This window comes from Bacillus sp. FSL R12-0074, assembly GCF_038005725.1.
GTDB classification, from domain to species: domain Bacteria; phylum Bacillota; class Bacilli; order Bacillales; family Bacillaceae_G; genus Bacillus_A; species Bacillus_A mycoides.
Map to the genome: position 1 here is coordinate 2,763,901 of NZ_JBBOTR010000001.1, position 24,397 is coordinate 2,788,297.

31 protein-coding genes are annotated in these 24,397 nt (G+C 33.4%); 6 read left to right on the forward strand and 25 right to left on the reverse strand.

Annotation, left to right across the window (positions count from 1 at the left end; all coding sequences use genetic code 11):
* Positions 1-248 precede the first annotated feature (248 nt).
* From NSS97_RS14400 to recQ, 19 genes are all read right to left on the reverse strand, one after another.
* Positions 249-809, reverse strand: coding sequence for a phosphatase (locus NSS97_RS14400; RefSeq protein ID WP_341113054.1), 561 nt, complete (start codon positions 807-809; stop codon positions 249-251).
* 76 nt (positions 810-885) lie between these two features.
* Positions 886-2,082, reverse strand: coding sequence for a macrolide family glycosyltransferase (locus tag NSS97_RS14405; protein ID WP_107886797.1), 1,197 nt, complete (start codon positions 2,080-2,082; stop codon positions 886-888).
* A 92-nt stretch (positions 2,083-2,174) separates the two neighbouring features.
* A complete protein-coding gene (locus NSS97_RS14410) occupies positions 2,175-2,852 on the reverse strand; it encodes a formylglycine-generating enzyme family protein (protein ID WP_044438935.1) in 678 nt (225 codons plus the stop codon).
* A gap of 32 nt (positions 2,853-2,884) precedes the next feature.
* The gene (locus NSS97_RS14415; protein WP_107886796.1) at positions 2,885-3,403 is read right to left on the reverse strand and encodes a DNA topology modulation protein; all 519 of its coding nucleotides are present in this window, start codon (positions 3,401-3,403) and stop codon (positions 2,885-2,887) included.
* On the reverse strand, positions 3,400-4,329 hold the full coding sequence (locus NSS97_RS14420) for a phosphotransferase enzyme family protein (protein WP_341113058.1): 930 nt from the start codon (positions 4,327-4,329) through the stop codon (positions 3,400-3,402). The genes NSS97_RS14415 and NSS97_RS14420 overlap by 4 nt, the downstream gene beginning before the upstream one ends.
* A 26-nt stretch (positions 4,330-4,355) precedes the next feature.
* Positions 4,356-4,742 carry a ribosomal maturation YjgA family protein gene (locus NSS97_RS14425; RefSeq protein ID WP_044438941.1) on the reverse strand — a complete coding sequence of 129 codons (387 nt, stop codon included), beginning with the start codon at positions 4,740-4,742 and terminating at the stop codon, positions 4,356-4,358.
* Positions 4,743-4,834: 92 nt separating this feature from the next.
* A complete protein-coding gene (locus NSS97_RS14430) occupies positions 4,835-5,188 on the reverse strand; it encodes an MmcQ/YjbR family DNA-binding protein (protein ID WP_000994618.1) in 354 nt (117 codons plus the stop codon).
* Positions 5,189-5,203: 15 nt separating this feature from the next.
* The gene (locus NSS97_RS14435) at positions 5,204-5,608 is read right to left on the reverse strand and encodes a GNAT family N-acetyltransferase (protein ID WP_016091530.1); all 405 of its coding nucleotides are present in this window, start codon (positions 5,606-5,608) and stop codon (positions 5,204-5,206) included.
* A 33-nt stretch (positions 5,609-5,641) separates the two neighbouring features.
* Positions 5,642-6,058 (reverse strand): GNAT family N-acetyltransferase, encoded by a 417-nt coding sequence (locus tag NSS97_RS14440; RefSeq protein WP_107886795.1) that lies wholly within the window; start codon positions 6,056-6,058, stop codon positions 5,642-5,644.
* Positions 6,059-6,090: 32 nt separating this feature from the next.
* Positions 6,091-6,462 carry a hypothetical protein gene (locus NSS97_RS14445; protein WP_107886794.1) on the reverse strand — a complete coding sequence of 124 codons (372 nt, stop codon included), beginning with the start codon at positions 6,460-6,462 and terminating at the stop codon, positions 6,091-6,093.
* Positions 6,459-7,235 (reverse strand): serine hydrolase, encoded by a 777-nt coding sequence (locus NSS97_RS14450; protein ID WP_107886793.1) that lies wholly within the window; start codon positions 7,233-7,235, stop codon positions 6,459-6,461. Before NSS97_RS14450 ends, NSS97_RS14445 begins: the two co-directional genes overlap by 4 nt.
* Positions 7,236-7,419: 184 nt before the next feature.
* On the reverse strand, positions 7,420-7,932 hold the full coding sequence (locus tag NSS97_RS14455; RefSeq protein WP_107886792.1) for a GNAT family N-acetyltransferase: 513 nt from the start codon (positions 7,930-7,932) through the stop codon (positions 7,420-7,422).
* A gap of 78 nt (positions 7,933-8,010) precedes the next feature.
* Complete coding sequence (locus NSS97_RS14460) at positions 8,011-9,012, reverse strand: HAAS signaling domain-containing protein (protein WP_044438954.1); 1,002 nt, start codon at positions 9,010-9,012, stop codon at positions 8,011-8,013.
* Positions 8,999-9,346 (reverse strand): PadR family transcriptional regulator, encoded by a 348-nt coding sequence (locus NSS97_RS14465; protein WP_002013008.1) that lies wholly within the window; start codon positions 9,344-9,346, stop codon positions 8,999-9,001. Before NSS97_RS14465 ends, NSS97_RS14460 begins: the two co-directional genes overlap by 14 nt.
* A 168-nt stretch (positions 9,347-9,514) precedes the next feature.
* Positions 9,515-9,847 (reverse strand): DUF952 domain-containing protein, encoded by a 333-nt coding sequence (locus NSS97_RS14470; RefSeq protein ID WP_002189854.1) that lies wholly within the window; start codon positions 9,845-9,847, stop codon positions 9,515-9,517.
* A 74-nt stretch (positions 9,848-9,921) separates the two neighbouring features.
* Positions 9,922-11,997 (reverse strand): 3'-5' exonuclease, encoded by a 2,076-nt coding sequence (locus NSS97_RS14475; protein ID WP_107886791.1) that lies wholly within the window; start codon positions 11,995-11,997, stop codon positions 9,922-9,924.
* A gap of 117 nt (positions 11,998-12,114) precedes the next feature.
* On the reverse strand, positions 12,115-12,858 hold the full coding sequence (locus tag NSS97_RS14480) for a class I SAM-dependent methyltransferase (RefSeq protein ID WP_044438961.1): 744 nt from the start codon (positions 12,856-12,858) through the stop codon (positions 12,115-12,117).
* A gap of 181 nt (positions 12,859-13,039) precedes the next feature.
* Positions 13,040-13,423 (reverse strand): gamma-glutamylcyclotransferase family protein, encoded by a 384-nt coding sequence (locus tag NSS97_RS14485; RefSeq protein ID WP_002032638.1) that lies wholly within the window; start codon positions 13,421-13,423, stop codon positions 13,040-13,042.
* Between the two features lie 25 nt (positions 13,424-13,448).
* Complete coding sequence (gene recQ, locus NSS97_RS14490) at positions 13,449-15,566, reverse strand: DNA helicase RecQ (RefSeq protein ID WP_002013002.1); 2,118 nt, start codon at positions 15,564-15,566, stop codon at positions 13,449-13,451.
* Between the two features lie 1,092 nt (positions 15,567-16,658).
* On the opposite strand from recQ, the gene NSS97_RS14495 reads away from it, so the two are divergent.
* The 3 genes from NSS97_RS14495 to NSS97_RS14505 all read left to right on the forward strand — a co-directional run bounded on the left by NSS97_RS14495 (position 16,659) and on the right by NSS97_RS14505 (position 18,358).
* Positions 16,659-17,282, forward strand: coding sequence for a hypothetical protein (locus tag NSS97_RS14495; RefSeq protein ID WP_033709182.1), 624 nt, complete (start codon positions 16,659-16,661; stop codon positions 17,280-17,282).
* Positions 17,283-17,411: 129 nt separating this feature from the next.
* Positions 17,412-17,768, forward strand: a complete 357-nt coding sequence (locus NSS97_RS14500) for a hypothetical protein (protein WP_000606233.1) — start codon at positions 17,412-17,414, stop codon at positions 17,766-17,768.
* A gap of 137 nt (positions 17,769-17,905) precedes the next feature.
* Positions 17,906-18,358 carry a hypothetical protein gene (locus tag NSS97_RS14505; RefSeq protein ID WP_107886789.1) on the forward strand — a complete coding sequence of 151 codons (453 nt, stop codon included), beginning with the start codon at positions 17,906-17,908 and terminating at the stop codon, positions 18,356-18,358.
* A gap of 51 nt (positions 18,359-18,409) precedes the next feature.
* Here the strand turns inward: NSS97_RS14505 and NSS97_RS14510 are convergent, their stop codons facing one another.
* Positions 18,410-18,595, reverse strand: coding sequence for a hypothetical protein (locus NSS97_RS14510; protein ID WP_002085081.1), 186 nt, complete (start codon positions 18,593-18,595; stop codon positions 18,410-18,412).
* Positions 18,596-18,727: 132 nt separating this feature from the next.
* Positions 18,728-19,177 (reverse strand): DUF6884 domain-containing protein, encoded by a 450-nt coding sequence (locus NSS97_RS14515; RefSeq protein ID WP_044438970.1) that lies wholly within the window; start codon positions 19,175-19,177, stop codon positions 18,728-18,730.
* A gap of 319 nt (positions 19,178-19,496) precedes the next feature.
* On the opposite strand from NSS97_RS14515, the gene NSS97_RS14520 reads away from it, so the two are divergent.
* A complete protein-coding gene (locus NSS97_RS14520; RefSeq protein WP_002012993.1) occupies positions 19,497-19,685 on the forward strand; it encodes a DUF4017 family protein in 189 nt (62 codons plus the stop codon).
* Between the two features lie 129 nt (positions 19,686-19,814).
* On the opposite strand, the gene ppaC is transcribed toward NSS97_RS14520, so the two are convergent.
* The 4 genes from ppaC to NSS97_RS14540 form a co-directional block, all read right to left on the reverse strand.
* Positions 19,815-20,744, reverse strand: a complete 930-nt coding sequence (gene ppaC / locus NSS97_RS14525; protein WP_107886788.1) for a manganese-dependent inorganic pyrophosphatase — start codon at positions 20,742-20,744, stop codon at positions 19,815-19,817.
* A 151-nt stretch (positions 20,745-20,895) separates the two neighbouring features.
* Positions 20,896-21,561, reverse strand: coding sequence for a lytic polysaccharide monooxygenase (locus NSS97_RS14530; RefSeq protein WP_002012991.1), 666 nt, complete (start codon positions 21,559-21,561; stop codon positions 20,896-20,898).
* Positions 21,562-21,998: 437 nt separating this feature from the next.
* Positions 21,999-22,514 (reverse strand): DinB family protein, encoded by a 516-nt coding sequence (locus NSS97_RS14535; protein WP_044438973.1) that lies wholly within the window; start codon positions 22,512-22,514, stop codon positions 21,999-22,001.
* A 255-nt stretch (positions 22,515-22,769) separates the two neighbouring features.
* Positions 22,770-23,273, reverse strand: a complete 504-nt coding sequence (locus NSS97_RS14540) for a GNAT family N-acetyltransferase (RefSeq protein WP_044438975.1) — start codon at positions 23,271-23,273, stop codon at positions 22,770-22,772.
* A 105-nt stretch (positions 23,274-23,378) separates the two neighbouring features.
* Between NSS97_RS14540 and NSS97_RS14545 the strand changes: the two genes are divergently transcribed.
* On the forward strand, positions 23,379-24,020 hold the full coding sequence (locus NSS97_RS14545; RefSeq protein WP_107886786.1) for an HD domain-containing protein: 642 nt from the start codon (positions 23,379-23,381) through the stop codon (positions 24,018-24,020).
* Between the two features lie 85 nt (positions 24,021-24,105).
* The gene (locus NSS97_RS14550; protein WP_044438979.1) at positions 24,106-24,378 is read left to right on the forward strand and encodes a hypothetical protein; all 273 of its coding nucleotides are present in this window, start codon (positions 24,106-24,108) and stop codon (positions 24,376-24,378) included.
* Positions 24,379-24,397 lie beyond the last annotated feature (19 nt).

Here is a 24,397-nt window from a genome sequence, read left to right on the forward strand (position 1 = left end):
GTTGTGCAGAAACAGTGAAATTACTACTAACACGTAAAACTACATCCTAAATTTATAAAGTAAAAGTGAGCAATAGAAATTGTAGTACTTGTAATGAAAAATTTCAGGTATATATATGGATGAATTGCACCAAGTCGTCTTGAAACCCTTCATCGTTAACTTAAAACGCATGGCAATGTGAGATCACATTATTTTAAAACAACGTGCCATCTCCATTTTCCATATATCTTTCTATCAATACTTTGAAATTACTTATCACTTGTAAACATTTCCGAATCCGTCAATATAGTTTCATAAAACTTATCATATTCTTCACTGTATTGAAGTTTTAACTTTTCTATTAAACTTGTATCTGGTGAAACAATGTCAATAACTTCTGTACTTATATACAATAAATAAGTATCGTTATAAAAAGAAATATACGCTTGCTGACCACCATTAACGACATACTTGCAATACTTATATACTTCATCTTCATGTACACCTTTAATCGTAGTAAATATGATTGTACTTTCAAGATCATCAACGTCTACTTTCGTTTCTGCCCAATTTTTAATCTTCATGAACCTTCCAATTTTTGTTTTCTCATTTATTCTCTTACTTTTACCATATGTTATGTAACCGGAAATAAATGAAACATCAATTGTATCAGGACTTTTAAAAAGTTCAGTCAAAATCCCTCTTAATCCTCTCAAATTACCCTCAAATAATTCTATATCGAATCTAATTCTATTTTTCGCCTCCACTTGAAAAAATGGTGTAGCTGTCATGTCAGCAAAATTTACATCTAGTATTTTCATTCTTTCCATTTCATCAATTCCTCGCTTCATATAACATAAAAGTGTCTATATCATTTAATATAGACACCCTTTCACATGTATAGTTTTAATAACAGCCTGTAAATTTAAAAATTTCATCAACTGCTTGCTTATACCCACCTGATTTTCGGAGAGACTCCTTCAAATTCAAAGCAGCTTCTTTACATGACGGATTATTTAATACTATTTCTACACTTTCACTTAGTTGATCCGCAGTTAATCCTTGCATTTGCAATTTAACTCCTGCCCCGAGACTCTCCACTTGCTTTGCGATTACTGGCTGATCTGCACTTTGCGGAATTACAAAGAGTGGAACACCGTTATATATCCCTTCATGCGTACTGTTCATACCGCCGTGTGTAATAAATAGTTTCGTATATTTGAGAAGTTCAGTTTGTGGTACATAGTTTTTCACAATGAAGTTTTTAGGGATATTACCTAAATCACTTATTTCCGTTTTGTTGCCAATAGACATAACAATTGTATGCTTACTATTCTCGAACGCCTTCATACAAAGTTTATAAAAATCAAGCGCTTCATTAAAAACAGTACCTAATGAAATGTAAATCAGGCTTTTTTCTTCAATTGAAGTGTAATCAAAACCTTCATTTTTCACTTGTGTAGAGATAGATGGACCCACAAATTTGAATGTTTCATTAAATGTATCCCCAAAAGGTTGGAACTCCTTAATTGTATACACAATAGTAAGTGAAGCTGGATTACAGAAAACTTCATACGGTGAGTTTATATTAACACCATATTTTTCTGTAATTCCATTAGTTAAGTTTTCAAAATCATTATGTATTCTATCCTGAACTTCCAGTGGGATATTTTTAGAAAGATGGTCTAACATTTGTTTAAATGATTTTTCATCTTGTGCAAAAGATGTGCATGAATTTATTGCTGGAAGCTTTAGAATTTGGGCAATTAAGCGGCCACAGCCAAACATCGAATCATGAATAATATAATCAAAATGTTCACCTTCAATTTGTTCTAAAACACTAGGTATTACAACATCCGTTGTATGTAGAAGGCCGTTTATTCTTTCCTGTAAATAATTTCGACCACCGGAAAGAAATGCTTGTATAAATTTTTGATCATCAATCGTTCGTACAGTAGCACCTGTCTTCTCAATACGCTCCCTGAAAGCCTCTATTGAAAAATAAACTACCTCTTCACCGCGAGAAATCAGTTCTTCTACAACATGTAATGTTGGATTTATATGCCCTTCTGATCCAGCGTTAATGAATAAAACACGTGCCATTCAAAACACTCCTTAAATTTTAAAATTTCTATGTTGTAAAGAGTATGGATACTTTCCATACTCTTTACGGAGTTATATGTATCATTTTCCTGCTAAATTGACCTAGCAAGCCTAAAACCGAGATCATCTATATGAAATGTAGGATGACTACGACGGCGACAAGTGGCACCGCAACCTCTAGCTGCTTCAGCCCAACTACCACCACGAAAAATGCGGTATGACCCGTACACTGTTTCATCATACAAATCATAGCACCATTCCCAAACGTTCCCTAACATATCATAAAGTCCCCATGCATTCGGCTCTTTTTTACCGACGTCATGAATTTGCCCACTTGAATTTTCATTATACCACGCTATTTTCTCAAGTGCTCCATATGTATATCCCGTCGTATTTGCTTTACATGCATATTGCCACTCTGCCTCAGACGGTAATCGATAGCCATTTGAATGTAAGTTACAACTAACCTTTTTCCCATCATCTTGTATAGAATAATACTCTGTAAACCCTGCTATTTTAGACAGTAAATTACAAAAAGCAATTGCATCATGCCATGAAATATTTACAACAGGTTTATTACCATTTTCATTACCATTTAGTGCACGATTCGTAATTGCGTAATATAATTCCGCTGTTACAACATACTTTGCAAGAAGAAATGGTTTTATTTGAACTTGCCATTCTTTTTTTATTCGATCATCTCTTAATTCTACTTTTCCTGCTGGAATTTTCACCATATTAGAATCAACCGGGCCAATGAATCTATTCAATCCTATCCCCCCATGTTACTTCTTTTTATAATCTAACTATTTATGGTATCATGCTTCTCTAAAAATAGTCTTACTTCATTTGAAGATTTTAAAATAATAACATCTGTATCCTTACTCAATTGATTTAGCCTCTTTAAAATTGAAGGGCGTTTCGTTTTAGGATATTCCCATATCCATTTAAAAAATTGCAAGTCAAACCTTTCTTCACATCCAGCACCCATATCCGGTCTTGTTTTATTACGATATTGCACAATTCTTTTAAAAGCACGATAAACACATATTGTTCTATGAATATCAAGGAAGATAATTGTATCAGCTGCGTTAATTCTTATGTCCATTGTCCCGCCATAATTCCCATCAATAATCCACTTTTCCCCTTTAACTAATTCATTTTGAACCGTTCTTTGCTCCTCTTTCGGTACACCCTCCCAATTTGGTTTCCAAAATAGTGTATCAAGATGATGCACCTTAATATTTAGCTTATTACCTAACTGCCTTGCTAATGTGGATTTTCCTGAACCACCAGAACCAATTAATATAATTTTTTTCATATGAGTACGCTTCTTTCTATAGATTCTTCAATATCTTCCTTATTAGCAAAAATCCATAAAAACATCTCTTCATTTAATTTTAGTAAATCTTTTAACTGAACAAAATAAGTTATAAATATAATTTGAATTGAAAGCATTACATACCAAATTGATTGTAGTTCTGCTCTCGTTAAAATGTTTTGCTTATAATATCCTTTAAAAATTTCACTTACAATTTGTAACCATTTCCCTCTTAATGTTTCATCACTAAATATCTCACTTAAAACACTTGTACAGCAATAGCATAAATCGAATACTCTAACGTTTTCTTCTAGAAGCTCAAAATCGATAAACCCTTGAAAATAACTTTCTCTAAAGATTACATTTGATAAGTGCATATCGCGATGAATAATTTGTTTCGGTAATGAGTGAACCGTTTCCTTGAAAGTTGTATGTATTTGATCCATTTTTTGAATTACATCCTGATGAACATGCTCATTCTTTACTAAATTCGGTAAAGCCCATTCGTATACCACTTTATATAACTCTCTTTTTATTAACTCGTTAGCACTATTCACTGAATTTAGTTCGTGATGTAAATTAGCCATTTCCTCTCCAATTGTGCTTCCTAGCACTTTTAGCTTTTCTGTATCTTTGATTTCTAGTACACTTCCGGCAACATATTCGTACAAACAATAATTCTTCTCTTTATACAATACGTACCTTTCATCATTTCTCGTTTTTACTAATTTTTGTACTTTAACTCCTTTTTCATCAAGCTGTTCTAATACATTTAGTTCAACTAGAAACTGTTTTATCGATCCCTTTCCCTTTAAAATATACGCTTTATTATTACAATGAATCTTCGTTACGTTTGGTTGAATTTCAGTAGCTGTGACACCTTTATCTTGAAACCAAAACTTTGCAATTTCTAATATATCCTTCATGTACAAATCCCCCTTTTTAAAGTCACTTATTTCTTCCGTAGCACAAACTCACCAAGCATTCCTACTCCAACACCAATTGTGTAAGCCACTAAATCACTCCATAAAAATCCGTAACCTAATACGAGTCCACCTAAAGTCGTTGCTCGAATGCTATCTATCCATTCCGCATGGTACAATTGGCTAATTTCAATCCCATAGCAAAATATTAAACTAATAAAAGCTAATTTCTTTGTTTCTATTTTAGGAAACAAAAATCCGAATCCAACGAAAATCATTAATGCCCATAAAGCATCACCTAAGTAATCATTTAATAAATCTGGTAACGCAAAAGCAAACTTTCTTGAACTAAGACCTAACATAATAACAACTATAGTAAACACCGCATATAGTAATCTATTTCGTTTCGTATTCATTTCAAAATCCCCTAATATATAATGTAAAACTGCAAATAGCTAGTAAAATATAATCATTTTACTAGCTATTTATAGTCGAATTCACTTTGTATTTAATCCAATAACTCTTGCTGCTTTTTCTTTGAAAATGATTGTAATACTAAATCATACGACCAGTCTATCATTTTATTAATTTGTTCTTGTCCTACATCCTTATGTATGTACACTGTATTCCAATGCTTTTTATTCATATGATATCCAGGAATTATTGTTTCTGGGTAATCTTCTCTTATTCGTAAAGAAAGTTCTGGATCACATTTTAATGTAATCGCAGCTTTTTCACCTTCTTCATGATTCACTATCGCAAATATTTTATTATTTAACCTCATACATGTTGCACTCCAGCCATCTGGAGAATCTTCTGTCGCTTTTCTTTTCGATAAACAATATGCTCTTGTTGCATTCATTCTAATTGGCACCTCTTATTCTTTCACTATTTGATTACGATGCATCACAATTTGCTTCGTCGCTTTAAATTGCTGTTCACCATAGAACTTTATTAGTTTCTCTCCGCAAAATAGACTAACAATATCAATATGGGATACCTCTTGAAGTAACATTGTAAGCATCTTCTCACCAATTCCCTTGTTTCTTACACTCTCATGTACGACAACATCTTCAATATACGCCCGAAAAACACCGTCAGTAACAACTCTAGCAAATCCAATTAATTCGTTTTCTTCCCATACTCCAATTGCTATACTATTCTTTAACATTTTTTGAATATCGACTTCTTTTCTTTCTGGCCACCAACCTACAGAATCGTAAAGTTTCTTTATTTTTTCTACACAGATTGGTTGTTCATGTTGTAATTTATACGTGTACATTTTTTCTCCCCTCAACCAGTATACATAATATTATTATAATCTCTTTTCTAAAAAGTGTTGACTATGCCCTTTAGGATGATCTTCAACAACACCATATTCTCGGTATCCGTGCTTTTTATAAAAATCTGGTGCTTGGAAACTAAATGAATCTAGTAAAATGAGTCTACATCCTTTTTTCATCGCAATTCCTTCTATTTTATGTAACAATTGACTACCATAACCATCATGACGAACAGATTCATCAACCCATAAAAAATCGATATGAAGATGATAAAAATACATCGTTCCTGTTACCCCGCCAAATATTTTTCCATCTTCATCTTTCACTACGAAGCTTACTTGTTCCATCGGTTGCTTTACTTCATCTGTTAAAATAGACATGTTATATTGAATTACTTTATTTTTAATGTATTCTCCTTCAGTGCGAGTACCATTCTCTATGCTTTTCATATATTTCCTACTTTCAACTTAGTAAGCTACATTTAATTTTCACTTCTTCTCTTTAATATACTGATGAATATAAATCCAGCATATGTAACAAAGCATGAAAAACCAATTATGCCTGGTACAGAGACATAGCCTGTTCTCACATAACTTATAACGGCAAAACTAGCGATTAATAATAAAATAGATGGCCAAAATATAAGAGCTGTTTTTCTTCGTCTCTGTTTCGATGTACTTTCTTTCTCTTCAGAAACACGTGTGCCAAAAAGTAATACAATACAAATAAGAATCGCTGCAAAGTAAATAGTATCTAATGACAAAGTGCGATCGTATAGCGCTATTCCAACTTCAAAAGCAATAATCGTAATGATTAAAATAATGATTGTTGAAGTCTTTAAGTTTCGTTTCAATCACTCACCCCTAATATACTTTTACTATATTCTTTGTACACGTACCTCAAAGTTTCTATAACGGTTTCATCAACTTGTTTATTATCAAATCGATTAGGTAAATCTCTTCCCCCAATTACATAAAGAAACGGAAATTTATGAAACATTCCTATTATACCAATATTTATTATAGCGGTGGATAAACCACCTGTCATATGAGCTAAATGATAATAAGGTATACCTTCATACTCTCCTTGTTGTCTTACCATTCCATTAATAATGGGTTCCCATAATTCTGGTGCGGATTTATATCCTTGGAAAATATGTACTAAAAGTGAAAGAACTTGATTTAACTCTCCGACATTTTGCTCATCTCTAGGGTTTTCCTGTATATGAATCTTTGAAAAGTACGTTAAAACATTTTCTCTGACAGTTTCCCATCCTCCGCAGTGCATTACAACCGAGTGAGCAATATAACTGTCGTGGCAAGCTATCATTACTTCAACCGCTTTACTAAGTGTTAATGTAGTTCTTCCATGTAAATGAGGATATAACTGCACACTATCCTCATTTGGATTAAACTTAATGTGATGAAGTGTATCATTCCAACTAATTAGTTTATCCTTTACCATCTTTGCTACTGTAAATCCAATTGCCACTTTTGCTGCTGATGCTAAAGGAACGTATAGCTCATTGTTATGGGTAGCAACTATATTTCCATTCTTTGTTGAATAAACAAGTATTCCAACTTGACCAATTTGTATTTCTTTTATTTTTCTAATGACAGCCTGCATATTCATCCCTCTTCTTATATCGTTTTATCATCTTCTCAAAATTCGATATAGAATATAAGAATCCTTTTTTGTTAAATGATAATCATGAATACAATAAGAAAAAGATAGCATGAGATTTCTTCATACTATCTTTTGTAATATATACAATTTCTTTTTAAAATTATTTTTACAGTAATAGATACAGCTATTCTTCAGTAGGATTTTTAGGACCATTAAGCTCCAATTGATAAAAAGCTAAATCTAGCCATCGATTGAACTTATAACCAGCCTTTTTTATTGTTCCCGAATAAACAAATCCGAAGTTTTTATGCATTGCAATGCTTTTTTCATTTTCCGCATCAATTCCAGCAATTAAGGTCATATATTCTCTTTTCTGTGCAATAGCTATTAGTTCTTTCATTAAAGACTTCCCAATTCCATTTTTTCTATATTCCTTATCAACGTATATAGAATGTTCAATTGAATATTTATAGGCAGGCCATGCCCTAAAGGGGCCAAATGTCGCAAACCCTACTACTTTATTATCTAGCTCGTAGACTAAAATTGGATTGCAATCAGCCTTTTTTTGTTCATACCAATCTATTCTATTTTCAAGGGTTACAGGTTTGTACGCATATACAGCTGTTGAATTAAGGATTGCATCATTATAAATATCTAAAATAAATGTTACATCTTCTTTCATTGCTTCCCTTATCATTGTTTTCTTCCTTTCATAATGATTTTTCTCTGTACCTTTCTTTCAACTGATCTACCTAATAATAATACAAACTTATTTTTACAACCGAATTCTAGATTTTCGAAAACCATCAATTGCATTTAGTACCGCAGATAATATGAAGATAATTATCCCTCCACCAATTAACCACGTTTTAAATTCCTCTGGAGAAATTGCAAACACATTTGCCACATACGTAATGAATCCTTCGTTAAATAAATGAGGATTTACTACGATTACAATGAATACTATTGTTGCAGCTAACTGTAGGATTGCGTTCCCAATTGCCAATTTTTGCGTCCATTTTCCTTGCACTAACTTATAAAGAGATATACCTATTTCGAGAATGATCATAATTACAACGATTGGCCAATACTGAAGTAAAACATCTTGATTGAAAGTTGGTGCGACAAATTTCAGTCCATCTGCTGCACCATTATATACGCCAACAAGATGATTCGCATAAAAGTAAAGGGTAGCCCAAACTGCTGTCCACATCAAACCTCCAAAAACTTCAAACTTTGAGATCGACTTTTTCTTTGGAACATACGAGATATTTTTCAAATCATCAGGAGTCCATTTTTTTAAACTTGTCGTCAACGGTTGGGTACCTTTGTCTTTATCTGTTCTTTCTAAAATAGCAAATACAAGTGTCAACCAGAAAAATACATGGAGGCCTACTTCGACAATTTCCCCAATGCCTTTACCTATCAATTGTAAAATAACATTTAATACTGCTTGATCACCAGTATAGCCTATAAAGTTTTCTGCAATCATTGCAATGAGTGCGATAACAGCTGCAATTGGTATAATCATTTTTAATAGCGTCGTATATACATCAAAATAGCGTGGTCCAATTAAATGCATCGGTCTATCCAAATACCCATTAGCCAATGAAACCGGGCTCCCCAATTTTTCGAGAACGCTCTTCACATCATCTTCATTATAATCGTCTGATAACATATCCTCTATTGTCGACCGTAGCTCAAGCGTAATATCTTCACGATTTTTTTCAGGTAATCTCTTCGCAACTTCTTGGACGTACATATCAATCAAACTCATTCTCGTCCTCCTCCTTTAATAAGTTATAAAGTTCTTTTGAATCCTTTATCCATTCCTTTTTCAACTGCAAAAATATATTTAATCCATATTCACTTAAAACATAGTACTTACGAGGTCTACTCTCCGTTTTATCCCAACTACTCGTCACTAGCTCCTGCTTTTCTAATCGGCGAAGTAGTGGATATAAAGTACTTTGATCTATCATGATTCCTGATTGCTCCAATAATTGGACAAGCGAATATCCATATTGCGGCGTTCTTAGTTGACTTAAAACCGCTAATGTCAATGTCCCTCTCCTTAGCTCAGTAATTAATGAATTTAATAAAGTATCCATTCACCCACCTCATTTCCATTACTATATGTCATACAGTATGTGTTTTATACTATGTATCGTACAGTATTAGTGTGACAAAAACAATAATTTTTCAAAAAATATATACAATAAAAAGCACAAACTATATAATTTGCGCTTTTCTAGCTAACTTAAATACCTATAACACTCTTAACTTTGTCCCTCTGGTAATAAAAAATCTCCCTTTTCTTTAAAAAATGGAGCAACACCTACAATTGCCTCAAAATTGATTACTCCATATACATGCGGGTATTCTTGACCGTTAGTAGCAAGTTCATATTTTATTTCTGCTTTTACTAGGGATGGATCAATTGTAAGTAATAAAACATCTTCTTCATGACTGAAATATGTTTCCGCAACTATTAAAGCTTGGTCTAATAATGAACAATGAATAAATCCCTCTTCTATTAGTGATTTTTCATTAATTTCTCTAGTTGTTTTTGCGATTTCCCAATTTCTTTTTGTTATTACTTTTGTAATCATATCCATTCCCCCTATATCCTTATATAGAAAAAAAGAGGTTTTTCTGTTTATTACTAGAAAATCCTCTTTTTTATTTATTTTATTCCCTTAATTAATGGCGACGCTTCCCCACTATGGAAAATCCATAAATCATGAAGCGATCTCGTACATCCGACATACAATAATTTCGCATCATGTTTTGTATTTTTGTAATGTTCCTCATCAACGTCGATTAGAAGTACGGCATCAAATTCTAAACCTTTCGCCAAATATACAGGTACTACCGAAATACCACCTTCATATTTACTTTGATCTGCTTCAATGACATTAACAGTCAACCCTGCATTTGTAAACTTCTCATATATATCACGGCATTCATCGTCTGTTCTTCCAATTACCGCGATTGTTTTCACATCTTCAGTTTGCAAATGCTGTAATGTCTTTAAAACTTCAGTAAATTGGTCCTCTGCCGGAATTACTTTCACGTCTTCACCGCTACGGAAAACTGGAGTTGCGAGTCCCACTGGAATCTCTGCATTTTTAATTATTTCATTCGCGAATTCAATAATTTCTTTTGTAGAACGATAACTTCTCGTCAATTCATAATAACCTGTTTCTTGGAATACTTCCTTAAAGGCACCCCAGTCTTCAATTCCTTGATAATCATAAATCGCTTGAGATAAATCACCTAATATAGTGAAAGAATTACCTAGTGTAATTTCTTTTAATACATATACTTGGAATGGCGAGAAATCTTGCGCTTCATCAATAACGACGTGATGGAACTTTTGTCCAATTTCAATTCCTGTTATGCGATGTTGTATGTAAATTAAAGCTGGTAAGTCTTCTACATACACTTCTTTTTTACGACAATTCTTTTCTGTTTCTTGAACAAGTTCTTCAGGTAATACTTCGAGTATTTCTTTACTCTTTATCATTGAATTATATAGTGAAAGCGGGCTCATTTTCGGCCAAAAATTCATATATGTGTTCAATCTCTTTGTTGCTTCTTTTTTTAGTAATTTTTTCTCGTTCGTTTCTCCAAACTTTTTAAGCTCAATTTCAATCCAGCGCTTCATACGACCGACTAAACGTTCTCTTCTTTTCTTTAATGGATAGTGTTTATATTCAACCTGCATCCATTTTTTAACGTCTTCCACTGGAATAACAGCTTTATCCCATGCCTCAAAATCTTTTGTTGGCACTAAATCTTTTTCAAATTGAATCATTCTTTCTTCAATAAACGACTTAAATTCCAGCGTGCCTTTCAATTTACCTAGCATAACCTTTTTTTCATCGCGATTAATTGAGAAAGCTTCTTTCAATTTTTCTTCTGTCTGCTTCAGTTTCACCGAACCATCTAACGTACGTAATGCCCAGTCTGGAAACGTTGTTTGACTAATATTTCCTACACCTAACTCAGGAAGTACACTTGAAATATAGTCTAAAAACAAACTGTTTGGAGCGAATACGATCATTCTCTCCGCTTCAAGTTGTTCACGATATTCATAAATTAAAAAAGCAAGGCGATGTAAAGCGATTGTTGTTTTTCCGCTCCCTGCAACCCCTTGAATTAATAACGGTAAGTTTCTTTCCGCACGAATAATATCATTTTGCTCCGATTGTATAGTCGAAACGATATCTTTCAATTTGTTATCTTTATTCTCACCTAATCGATATAGAAGAAAATCATCAGCATGTGAGACATCTTCATTTCCTTTCACATATGTATCAACAACACGTTCTAGTTCTCTCTTTCGAATCGAAATGTTTCGTTTTAAATAAACATCGCCTTCTACTAATCCGTCTGGTGAATGATAAAATGCTAATTCTTCACCACCGGTAAATGAATAAAACATACTTGCGACAGGTGCACGCCAATCAATTACAATTGGTTTCATCGTATCTTTATCTGAAACACCTACTTTACCGATGTAAATCGGCATTACGTCTTCCTTGCCATCCTCCTGAAAGTCTAATCTTCCAAAATACGGCTCATGTACACCAATACGTAAGCTTTGTCTATTAGACTCCCTCATACTTTCAAGAATTTGCTCTTTAAAATCTTCTCCATAATAAACCGGGATTTTTTCAAGCTGTTCTAATTGATCATCCATCGTACTTAAAGTATCTTTCATTTTTTGTAACTCTTCGTCAAAAATGTTGTTCATTTGATGATTCCCTCCTGTCCGTTCCAATTTTTTCAGTCGAAATATAATTGTATTAAAAATCCATTCATAAAGTCAATATTTTTAGTAAGAATTTTCTAAATTAAAAAAGAGTAGAGATTAATCCCTACTCTTCCTTACTTTAATTCGATATGCCAAACATTCATTTAATGTTGCCAATTCTTTATATTTTCGTTTTTCAAAATCATATGCTCCCCCAGGGAAGAATCCCATAATACTTAAACCCGCTTCAGCACATAGATTGCTAATCTCATCTACCGTATAACATCGTAAAGACTGTGTTACTACATCATTTGGATAATTAGGGTCCCACCAATGATCTAACATTCTTTCATTTATACTATCATATTCGTATTTTCGCATAGCTGCACTTAAGGACATTTCTTGTCCACTTATTTTTTTCCAATACAATGGTTGATAAATATCAATAAGTGCACATCCATCATCCTTCATCCAATTTTTAATCCGTTTTAATAGAATCAATTGCTCATCATCTGTTCCTACACCAAAACCGTCTAAATAACTAACAACATCAAACTTTTCTTCAAAGTTAATTTTATAAAAATCAGCGCAATGAATATCTATATTATTAGTAGAATGTTCTTTTGCAAACATAACTAACTCTGGTACAAGTTCAACCGTAGTCATTTTCACTTGTAACCTAGACATCGCCCTTGCAAATCTACCATTTCCTGCTCCTAGTTCTAACATCGCTTGAAATGGATGACCAACTTGTTCTTGAACTTCTTTAGCAACCTGCTCTAACCAGCTTTCTGTATTGATATCGTAATTCGACAGTTCGAATTGTTTTTGGTAAAATTCCTTCACATTTAATTCGTTCATTATTATTCTCCTCCTGCACTAGATTTTTCTGCTACAGGTGAGAAACTAAATTTCTGACACCCATGAAAAAAACCATTTTTATTTCTCTATATTTATGATTTATCAAAATAATAAGAATTTTGAAATTACCAATATGAAAAGCAGATAATGATCGATTCCACTATCTGCTCTATAGCTGCTTTTATTTTCCTTGTTGATACTCCACCCAATCACCAGAAATGATGACTTTCTTTAGCATCTCTTTATCTTGAGCAATATACACAAATGCACGTATTTCTCTATCACCTAAATAAATCGTTTCGGTGATTCGGTCATATAAATCACTCTCTGCATTACCTGTGTATTCTTCAAGTTCATCTAACTTTTGCAGAACATCATCATTTACTTCATAAACTTCTCCGTATACTTTGTCCTCATTTGAACAAATCATCGCAGGATACCCTTCGTATGTATCAAATAATTTACCATACGTCCATGCTTCGTCTGCGATGCATATTGCACCTTGCATAAAATGAGCATTCGTTTGCTCTTTTCTTAACGTGCCATACACGAAAACGTGATGCATAAATCCCTATCCCCTTTATATGTCTCTACTTTCTAATTTGTAAATAAGCACGAATCATAAAGTAACTCACTTCATTTGGAAGTTGGTCCTTAATCGATTTCAGACCACCCTCTGCATTTTGCACGGCAGTTTCAATCAGTGATTCATATTCTGCAGGAACAAAACTGTTCCAGTCTACTTCCATTCCATCTTCAAAGCAGCGAATTAAATGATTTTCAATTGTTTGTCTTGATAAGCTACGTTCTTTAGCAATTTCATCTAGATCAATGCCTTGTTTATACATTTCATACGTTTCTAAATGAGAATTCGCTGACGCTTTTCCTGATTTTTTACTCTCTGAAACAACTTCAGTCTTAATTGTTTCCGCATAGTTTGGGTTATCCTCAATAAAGTGCTGAACTGCTTGTAAGAAGTGAGACCCGTACTTCACAAGTTTGTGTTCTCCGATTCCTTTTACAGTTAGGAGTTCGGAGTCACTTTGTGGCATTTTCGCACACATATCTTTTAACGTTTGGTCAGAGAAAATAACGAACGGTGGTACACCTTCTCCTTGTGCAATTTCTTTACGCACTTCACGAAGCACTTCAAATAAAGGATGGTCTTGAACAATTTGTCTCGTTTCTACTCGTTCTTTGCGTAAAACATTCTCTTTACCAAGTAATACTTCTTTTCCTTTTTCCGTTACTTTTAATGTTGGATACGTACCATGTTCAACTGCAATTAACTCATCTGAAATTAAAAACTCAATAAACTCACTGACTTCTTTTACACTACGGTTTGATAAAAGACCGTACGTTGGCAAAGTATGAAAATTAAATTCAATGACTTTCTTATTTTTAGATCCAGTTAATACTTGTGCAATCATTTGCTTTCCGAATCGTTGGTTCGTCCTAATCATACAAGATAGTACCATTTGGGATTCTCTCGTCACATCGATACTTTCACGGTCGTCCGTACAATTACCGCAGCGACCACAATCTTCCTTCGGCTCTTCTCCGAAGTATTGCAAAATAAATGATTGTAAACATTGTTCTGTATGACAGTAATCGGTCATATTTTGGAGTTTTTCAAGCTCATTTGAAAAACGTGATTCTCCAGTTGATTGATCGATTAAAAAGCGTTGTACTTGCACATCTTGAGAAGAATATAACAAAATACATTCACTATCTAATCCATCACGACCAGCACGTCCTGCTTCTTGATAGTAACTTTCCATATTTTTTGGAAGTTGATAATGGATAACGTAACGTATATTCGATTTATCTATACCCATTCCAAATGCAGATGTTGCCACCATAACGCTTATTTCATCTCGTAAAAAGAGTTCTTGCTGTTCATTTCGATCGTGGTCGCTCATACCAGCATGATATTTCGATACAGAAACTCCTGCTTTCCCTAAATCTTCATATAACTGATCGACAACTTTTCTTGTAGCTGCATATATAATCCCAGATTCCTTCTGATTTTGACGAATATAATCCGCTAAATAAGCATTACGATCCTGTCCTTTAATGACAGAGAATGATAAGTTCTCGCGCTCAAACGTTGTCATAATCGTGTTTTCTTGATTAATTCCAAGCGTGTTGCAAATATCTTCACGAACTTGTGGTGTTGCCGTAGCAGTTAACGCTAATACGAGCGGCTTCTCTGGAAGATAATCTAATATGCGATGTATATGTAAATAACTAGGACGGAAATCATGTCCCCACTGCGAAATACAGTGCGCCTCATCAATTGCAATCATCGGGATTTTCATATCGATAAGTTGATCAACAAATTCCATTGAATCAAGACGCTCAGGCGCCACATAAAGTAATTTATAATGGCCTTGTTTCGCTAATTGAATTCGTTGATTTGCTTCTGTAATAGAAATAGAACTATTAATATAAGTAGCTGAAATACCGTTTTGTACTAATGTATCTACTTGGTCTTTCATAAGTGAAATCAAAGGTGAAATAACTAATGTCGTTCCTTCGAATACTAATGCGGGAATTTGATAACAAATTGACTTACCACCACCCGTAGGCATAATACAGACTGTATCTTTCCCATCTAATACATTTTTAATTGTTTCATCTTGTCCTCTTCGGAATGACGAATAACCGAAATAAGACGCTAAAAGTTCTTGTGCTTTTGTAAACAAAAAAGAGTCACCTGCTTTTCTTTATCTTTCATCTATTCCCATTATATCATCAAACTGATTCTCGCCACTTTGAATTTTATAAGTATTTGAGTTCTATTTGCTTCCTACGTTTTCCAACATAAAAAAACAAATCTAGTACACAAGAAGAAAGAATTTCAAAATAAATATTCATTTAATTTACCTTCCTAGAATACTACTAATCGTATACATATGAATTTGAGGAGGTTAAATTATGAAGAGTCGTTACAATAATTCCAACAAACCTAAAGCATTAAATAAACAACTCCAATTCTCTAATAATGATGCGTGGAAATATGAATCATTTTATAAGTATCAGCCCTTATTTTCTTATAGCAAGTTTATGAATTTCCTTTCTCAACTTTTTAAACGTTAATACATGTGCCAAATATATATCATTCAAACAAATTTTCTCAACATATAACTTATAGACTTACTACAATACAGTTGTTACCATATATAATAATCTGTTAGATAAACCCCTTATGTTGACCTGCTTAAATTAGCAGGTCTTTTTTTATACTTACATATTGCAATGTATCGTAGCCTGGCTGAAAAGTCTTTTCTCCATTTTAGAACCCTATTCCGCTCTCCACAAATGATTGTAATTCCAAAAAGCAAAATATAAATCCGCTACATTCATACAAGCAATTCATTTTTTCTCAATACACAAAGTGAATTTCATTTGTTACTATAAAAGTACTCTAGATGAGTTTTTGCTCATCAACATTATCTAGTTAAAGGGATCTGCCGCGGGAAGCAGATCCCTTTAACTTTATTAAAAAGCACCCTTCTCATTTGGACACATTTACCAGGTTTTTTTGAAAGAATTTTATGTTAATATTACGTAGTCGAGTCCGACATCTCGGCAATACCCTTTTGAGGTCCTGCAATTTCCCTTGCAGGACCTCTATTATTTTAGAATTCTTTTTATTCATATATATCATAAGTGTGTTTTTTATTCCCCTTCAACTTTCTCCTTTTCCAACTCTCAAAAAAACTCTTGGACACGTAACTTAAAAATAACGTTTATCATATTGTGAGATATACATGTTCAAAGGAGTGTAACTATTTATGTATACTTATTGGCAATCGTATTACTCCCCTTATCATATCACTAATGGAAACTTCGATTCATTTGTACGAAATTACCGAGTTAGTAAAAACGAAAACTTTCTAAAAGGATATATGCGTTCTTTATGGGAACAACACGTTGCTTGGACACGATTAGCCATTATAGGCATCATCTTTAACTTGCCCGACGTAAACGTTACCGTTGGACGTCTTCTACAAAATGCAACACACATGGGGCTATCACTTGAACCATTCTACGGAGAAAATGCAGTAAAAAAATATAGTGCATTAATTAAAGACCACTTAACAATCGCTGCTGATCTTGTTAAAGCCGCAAAAGCTGGTGATCAAAACGCAGCGGCCGCTATAGAAAAGAAATGGTACGCTAATGGAGACGAAATTGTTGAGTTTCTAACTAGTATCAATCCATATATAGAAAAAGAAGAATTTAGAAAAATGTTTTATGAGCATTTAGCGTTAACGAAAGCGGAAGCACTTGCCTTCCTAAATAAAGATTATGATGCCAGTGTAAAACTATACGATAAAATTGAAAAAGAAGCATTAGAAATGGCCGACATGATAACAAACGCAATCGTAAAACAATTTCCGCAAGTATTTCAATAAAAATAAGCCGATTTGAAAAAACAAATCGGCTTATTTAGTTTTCTATCAATGATATTTCACCACTCCTCTTTACATTTAACGTATATCGATATATTTTATTAATATCCGTTTTTTATAGGAGGAAATAGTTTGATTAACGCAATTGGTCTCGTATTTATTCTCACAAATAAGCACGAGAAAAAGAAGAAAGTTTATCTGAATGAAAAATTCGCATTAATAGACATTATTGATTCTAAAGAAGTATTTGATGATGAAGGTAACTCATTAGTAGAACTAACATGTAAATACAGCATATACTTAGATGAAAAATACTATTGTAAATCTCTCGATGATTATACTGGACAAGTATTCCCCTTCTTAAGCGCAAAAATAGGAAAGGGACTTCTTAGAAACTTAAATTATTACTTTTCTTACGTTGATGCCTATGATAAAAAACCACCTGTTAAAGAAATAAGACCGCTTATGAAACAAGTAACTAACAGATAGCGGACAGTATTCAAAAAGAAAGCACCTAACTTCAGATGCTTTCTTTTTTTGAATCAGTAACTCTCTAACTTTCATCTCCTTCTAAATATATATACCCACGCATACTTTAAAATAAAAACATTGGAGGATTAGGCTGAATGAAATATTCAGAATCAATCGTAAGTAAACGGCTTCGAAAACTTAAAACAACTGGTATGTTTTTTATACTATTTTTAATCGCATGGCTTGGATATACAAAATTCCTTTATGGAAATGGTTTTCTTCTAGAAAAGAAAAATTCAGTTGAAGTAATGAATACTAGCGTTACTGGAGAAATAGAAAAGAATTTCGATGTAAACTTACAAGGTTTTCGTAAAACGAACCTTGATACACTTATAGATGCTAGTAAAACCGATCCTAGCGAACTATCCTTAATTGAACTTATCAACACATCTTGTTCTAAAGATTGCATTGGCGAACCTTTAACTTATGTTAAATCAAACCACGGATATATCTTTTATAAGGAATCTAATGGTACTAATGTAGCTTTAAAGATTATAAAACATGATTCATGGGAATTTGAAAAAAAATCTGTTCAAGATGGAATTTAAAAGGTTTATACACAAAAAGAGTACTTACTTCAAAGTACTCTTTTTAAAATATTACCACTTACGACATTTATCATCATCGTCGTCACGTTTACGATTGCGACGGCAATCATCACAATCACAGTCACGTTTACGTCTACAACCACAATCATCACAATCTCTGCGTCTACATCTTCCAAACATTAAATCATCCCAAAATCTATTACAATCTCTGCGTCTACAACCACAATTATTACACATGAATATGACTCTCCCCTAATATAAAATAGAATTCATCATATTCTATGTTCAAAAGGGTAAAAATGCTTGTTTACTAGTCTATTTTAAATGTATTAATTTGGTATGATTTGAATCTATATTACTAATTTATCCCTATACTTCCTTCTGCGCTTCCACTGCCCCATTCAACCTCTGCAAAATATACCCAATCCCTCTACATCCCGCTAACGGATATGTGATGATTTCTTCTGGATATAACTTCGTCACTACTTTTTTATGCTTCTTCCCCGCAAGTAAGACGATCTCTTCAAACTGAAGTAAATCTTTATCAATCATCTGTTGTTTTAATTGTTCTATGCTAATAATCTCATTACTATTTGAATCAAATGCAAGATCATAATTTTCCTTTACAATATCATTTGGTCTTAAAAATCCATGCTTTGCTGATAATATAACCCAATTCTCGAAAAACTCAGTTGCATACGCCTGACATGCTTTTCCGAATGAACTAATATATACATCTTTTGCCTCTGCCTCCCCATACTCTGGGTAATTATCCCAAATTTTCTTCTTTCCGCATGGAATTATGCATAACCTTTTCATCGTTATTTCTTACCTCGCTTCTATATTTCTTATGAAATATCAATTTTCCAGTACATTTTTTTACAGAATACTATATACTTATCTCGAAAGATAAAATTACATTATCTCCTATATTTGGTTTAATTTATTTTAGAACGGTCTATTAAACATATGTATTATTACATAAACACACCGTACTAAAGTCACTTTCATACAGCATGCAGACTCCTCATCCTTTAGTGAATTTGTAAAGATTTCGTAAAATCAAGTACACTTAATCTCCCAATCTCTATTCAATAGCACAATATATAAATATAGTATAAAAAGGAGGTGAACAACTATGAAAAATATACTCCCAGCATTATTAGCTTATATTATTGTTTGTATCATCGCGATTATCATTCCAGCATCTGAGGGCTATAATACTGTAGGTTGGAAATTCTTTGTTGGGCAAGCGTACGCAATACCTATTTTCATTATTGCAGCTATTATCACATTTTATATAAATAAGAAACGATCTTATGAATAAATGATAAGAAGGATAGCTATTGCTATCCTTTTTTATTTCCATCCAATAGGCTCTTCTGTAATTTTATAATAAAAAGGACAAGTAGCCAATATGACTACTTGTCCTTTCTTTTATCCATACTCAATAATATTAAGCTTGGAATGTTTCTGTTAATACAGGAACGATTTGTTTTTTACGAGATACAACACCTTTTAAAGTAGCTGTGTTGTTTTGTAATGTTACGTTGTAAGCTTTCTCAACAACGTTTGTTGCTTTACCAATCGCAAGACCAACAGAATCGTTAGTTAAGATATCAGTTACAACGAATAAGAATAGGTCCAAACCTTTTTTTTCTACTACTGTAGTGATAACTTTTTCAAGTTCTGCTTGGTGTACAAGAACGTCGTTTGTATCAACAGCGTTTACTTGTGCGATTTCAACTTTCGCGTTACCCATTTGGAATTCTTTAGCGTCAAGAGAGATTAATTGCTCCATTGTTTTTCCGCTTAAATCAGCACCAGCTTTTAACATTTCTAAGCCGTAGCTATCTGCATCTACACCAGCGATTTCCGCTAATTCACGAGCTGCTGCTACGTCTTGTTCTGTGCAAGTTGGAGATTTGAATAGTAAAGAATCTGAAATGATTGCAGATAACATTAAACCAGCAACTTCTTTACGAATTGTAACGCCATTTTCTTTGTACATTTTGTTTAAGATTGTAGCTGTACATCCAACTGGCTCACAACGGTAGTAAATAGGATCGCTTGTTTCAAAGTTAGCAATACGGTGATGGTCAATAACTTCTAACACACGAACAGATTCGATATCGTTAGCACTTTGTTGACGCTCGTTATGGTCAACTAAAATAACGTTGTCCACTTCGTTTGCTACTGTCTCAACAAAACGCGGTCCTTCTACTTTAAAAGAGTCTAACGCAAATTGAGTTTCACCACTGATTTCGCCTAAACGTACAGGCTCAGCATTCATTCCTAATTCTTTTTTCAATTCTGCATAAGCAATCGCAGAACAAATTGCATCTGTATCTGGGTTTTTATGCCCGAAAACTAGTACTTTTTCCATGTTTTCCACCTCTTCATGAAAAGGATATCTTAAAGAAGCAAATATGACAATATTTTAGACACATTTTTTTATAAATAATTGCAGTTTCTGCTATATTTTTCATAAAAAAAATCATCTAAAATGAATTAGATGATCAAAATGTATATTTAATTTAAAATAGTGTAGGAACTTGCACTACATTGTTAAAAGCAAAATTGGAATTTAAACCATTATTCACAAGGTTCACATCAATAACTTGATAAAACGCATTTCCAGTGTCCGCAATCTCCCAAACAGCTAAAATAAGATGGTAGCCACTACGGTCAGTTGGTACATTTGCTTCATGCGTTACTGTTGTCCCCGGTCTAACTCCGCCATCATTTTTTACATAGAACGGCACTAAATCTAAACTAGACCTTGTTAAAGGCATATTTGGATTCCAATCCTTCTTTGTAATGTAGTATTTCCATTCTTTCGTACTATGAGGAGCTGTTAGTTTCCACTTGAATGTATTCATCCCGCCGTTTAACGTAACTTTCTTCCACCTATCAACTGCTTGAACGTCTAAAGCAGGAAAATGGCCAGCTCCTGCGATTTGTCCATCAGAAGGTCCTAATTGCGGAAACCCCCCTATTCCTTCTACACTTTGTGGTTCATATTGAACTGGACCGCAATTTACATTTACCCCTTGCTTACATAAATAAGATCGGCTCGCTGGTGATTCTACATACCCATGAGCTGAAGCCTTTTCTGAAAATCCAAATGTTAATAACCCCGTAAGTAATATCCCGCCACTTAATATAACCTTCTTCACCTTTTGTAAACTTGTCTTTTTCATTCTTTCATCCCCTTCCCAAAAATGAAATAAAAATAACTATAGTTGCCTAGTCATCTTCTCTACATCCATTATAAGTGGAAGAGTATTACTAAAAGAACCCTCTAAAAACTTTCTCAAATTCTTCCAGCTACAAAAATATCAATTCTTCACGCATTTTAATTACCAGTTATCAAATCTATTATTTATTTTGTCGTTTTACTGTTAAATACTTATAACACCGTCTGAAAATACAAACGGCGTTAAAGTAGTTACTAATTACTTACAATTATATATCACAGTGTAGCTTCGAAAAAAGTTTGATTACATTAACTCTATAAACCTAGATAAAATAATACAAAGAAAAAGTGTGTTTTGAAAAAGATTGATCTAAACACGCTTTAAATATACTCAATTAAACCATTCGTTTATAAATAAATTACGAAATTGGCAAAGGTAGTCTAGTTATCATATAGCCCTCTCCCTCTCAGATTTGCGGAAACTGGCTCCTTTCCTATCTCACGTGCCCATATAGATAACTGGCCGATATGGTGGATTTCATGGACAATGACATGACGTATTATCTCTCCGTGTGTACATTCAATGACTCGGCGCCTGATTGGGGCGTCTCTAGAGCTAATCGGTTCTTCATTGAAATCAGTTTCTGAAAGTTTCCGAGAATCCATTTCATTTGTCCAAGAGGTCACAAATGGCTTCACTTTCTCGTGGTATTGATCCGAAAGATTTTTCACTTTTTGCAAGCTAGCATAATCTTCAAACAATGGCTCCTCAGGCACTGGTTCACCTCGCAAACCTAAGATCCACATATATTCCACATCTACAATATGAAATAGGGTATGTAGTATACTGCCGAACCCACCGATCCGTTTCTTTACCAGTTCTTCAGCCGACATGTCTTCGCACAATGTAAACCAATCATCACGAACTTGCCAGTTATATTGAAACAGTTTCAACATCACAGCAACCTCCATCTTTTAGATTAACATTTAATATTCACCAAATGACTTCAAAATTCCTATTTAAATAATACCTCTTATAAACCTATTAAAACCTTACACAAATTGGCCCTCAAATTGAACATTCAATATGAAGTTAATGAATGAAAAGAAAACCCCTATTATACAGGGGTTTATCAATCTTTTTATAAATCAATACTCAGACCTAATAACAACTTTGTGGTTTGAAAATATCCCTCTTTTTAAATAAAAATACTAAATCATTTTATAATAAATAACCGTTGCATCTAACTCACCATTCGGAGAAATTGCATACCCCGGTATTTTTCCAACTTCTTGATAGTCTAATGATTTATACAATCTATTGGAAGGGTCTCCATCTCTCGTATCTAGTACTAAAAGAGACCGTTTTTCTTGTTTTGCTCGCTCCTCTACTTTTTGCATGAGTAAACGTCCAATACCATTACGTCTAAAGTTTGGATGAGTCATTAACTTGCAAATTTCGGCTCTATGAATCCCATTAGGCTTTGTAACTAAATGTAATTGAATACTCCCTGCCACTTCATTATTTATTTTAGCAACATATAAGATCACTTCTGGTGCTAAGACGGTTTGCCAATAATTTATGGCTTCTTGTTGTTCCAGTGGAGGTAAAAAACCAATTGACGCCCCATCATCTACTACTGTTTTCAAAAGTTTAGAAAGCTCTTCCATATCATTTTCTAATTGCTTAATTTCTTCAATTACTAAATTTTGCATTACTAATCCCCCTTTTGTTTCATTGTAACAACTTTTAAAGAAGGAATAATGAAATTCTAAGATGAAATTATTAAATATATGATTTTTTAGAGAAAGGATACCTATATGAAATATATATTAGATAGGACATATGCAAGAGAATTACTCCAGTGGGCATATGAACAAAAACCAGGTCCGTGGTTCGAACATTCATGTAATGTTGCCCTTGCAACTGAAAAGATAGTTGTTGAACTTATTAATAATGGGTACGACCTAGATGCTGATATAGCATACAACGCTGCCCTCCTGCATGACATAGGAAGATATAAAGGTTTTACTAAATCTGTTATTCATTCCTATGATGGTTATATGTATATGAATGATTTAGGGTATACAGGAAACGCCATTATATGTGTGACGCATTCATTTCCTTGCAAAAATGAGCATTTAGATATCGCGGCAGAGTGGAGCATTGTTCCTGATTATATGGAAAGCCGATTAATTGAAATATTGAATGAAAACAGTGACTACGACTTATACAATAAGGTGATTACCCTTTGTGACGCACTTGCTGATGCGGAAGGCTTTACTACTCTTGAAAAAAGATTGATTTCAGTTGGTTTACGTCATGGCACAACCTCTCATACTTCTTTACATTGGAAGGGATTCTATGCAATTAAGAAAGAATTAGAATCTTTAATTGGTAAGAGCATATACACACTTCTCCCTAATATAGAGACATCGATTTATAAAAATATAGAATATTAAAATAAACACAACTTAAAAACGATAGAATTTGTATGTATGATTCTAAAAAACTCTTTCAAAATTGGAGGGAATAATTATTAGTAAAATGGGATTTGACTTGATAGAACATAAAGGTAACTTTGATTTTGGATATGAAGATATTGCGGGTATATCTCGGAAATGTAAATTTTCTAATTGTTCGCATACAAATGAACCACACTGTGCAGTAAAAAAAGCTATTTCTGACGGCATACTTTCTGAAGAAATATTTAATAGTTTTTATAGAGATTTAGACGAGGCACACTATGTTTCTAAACAGAGTAATAAAACAAAAGCTATCGACTATATGAAACAATTGAAACTCTTTCAAAAAAATTAGACTACACTAGAAAGTCCCC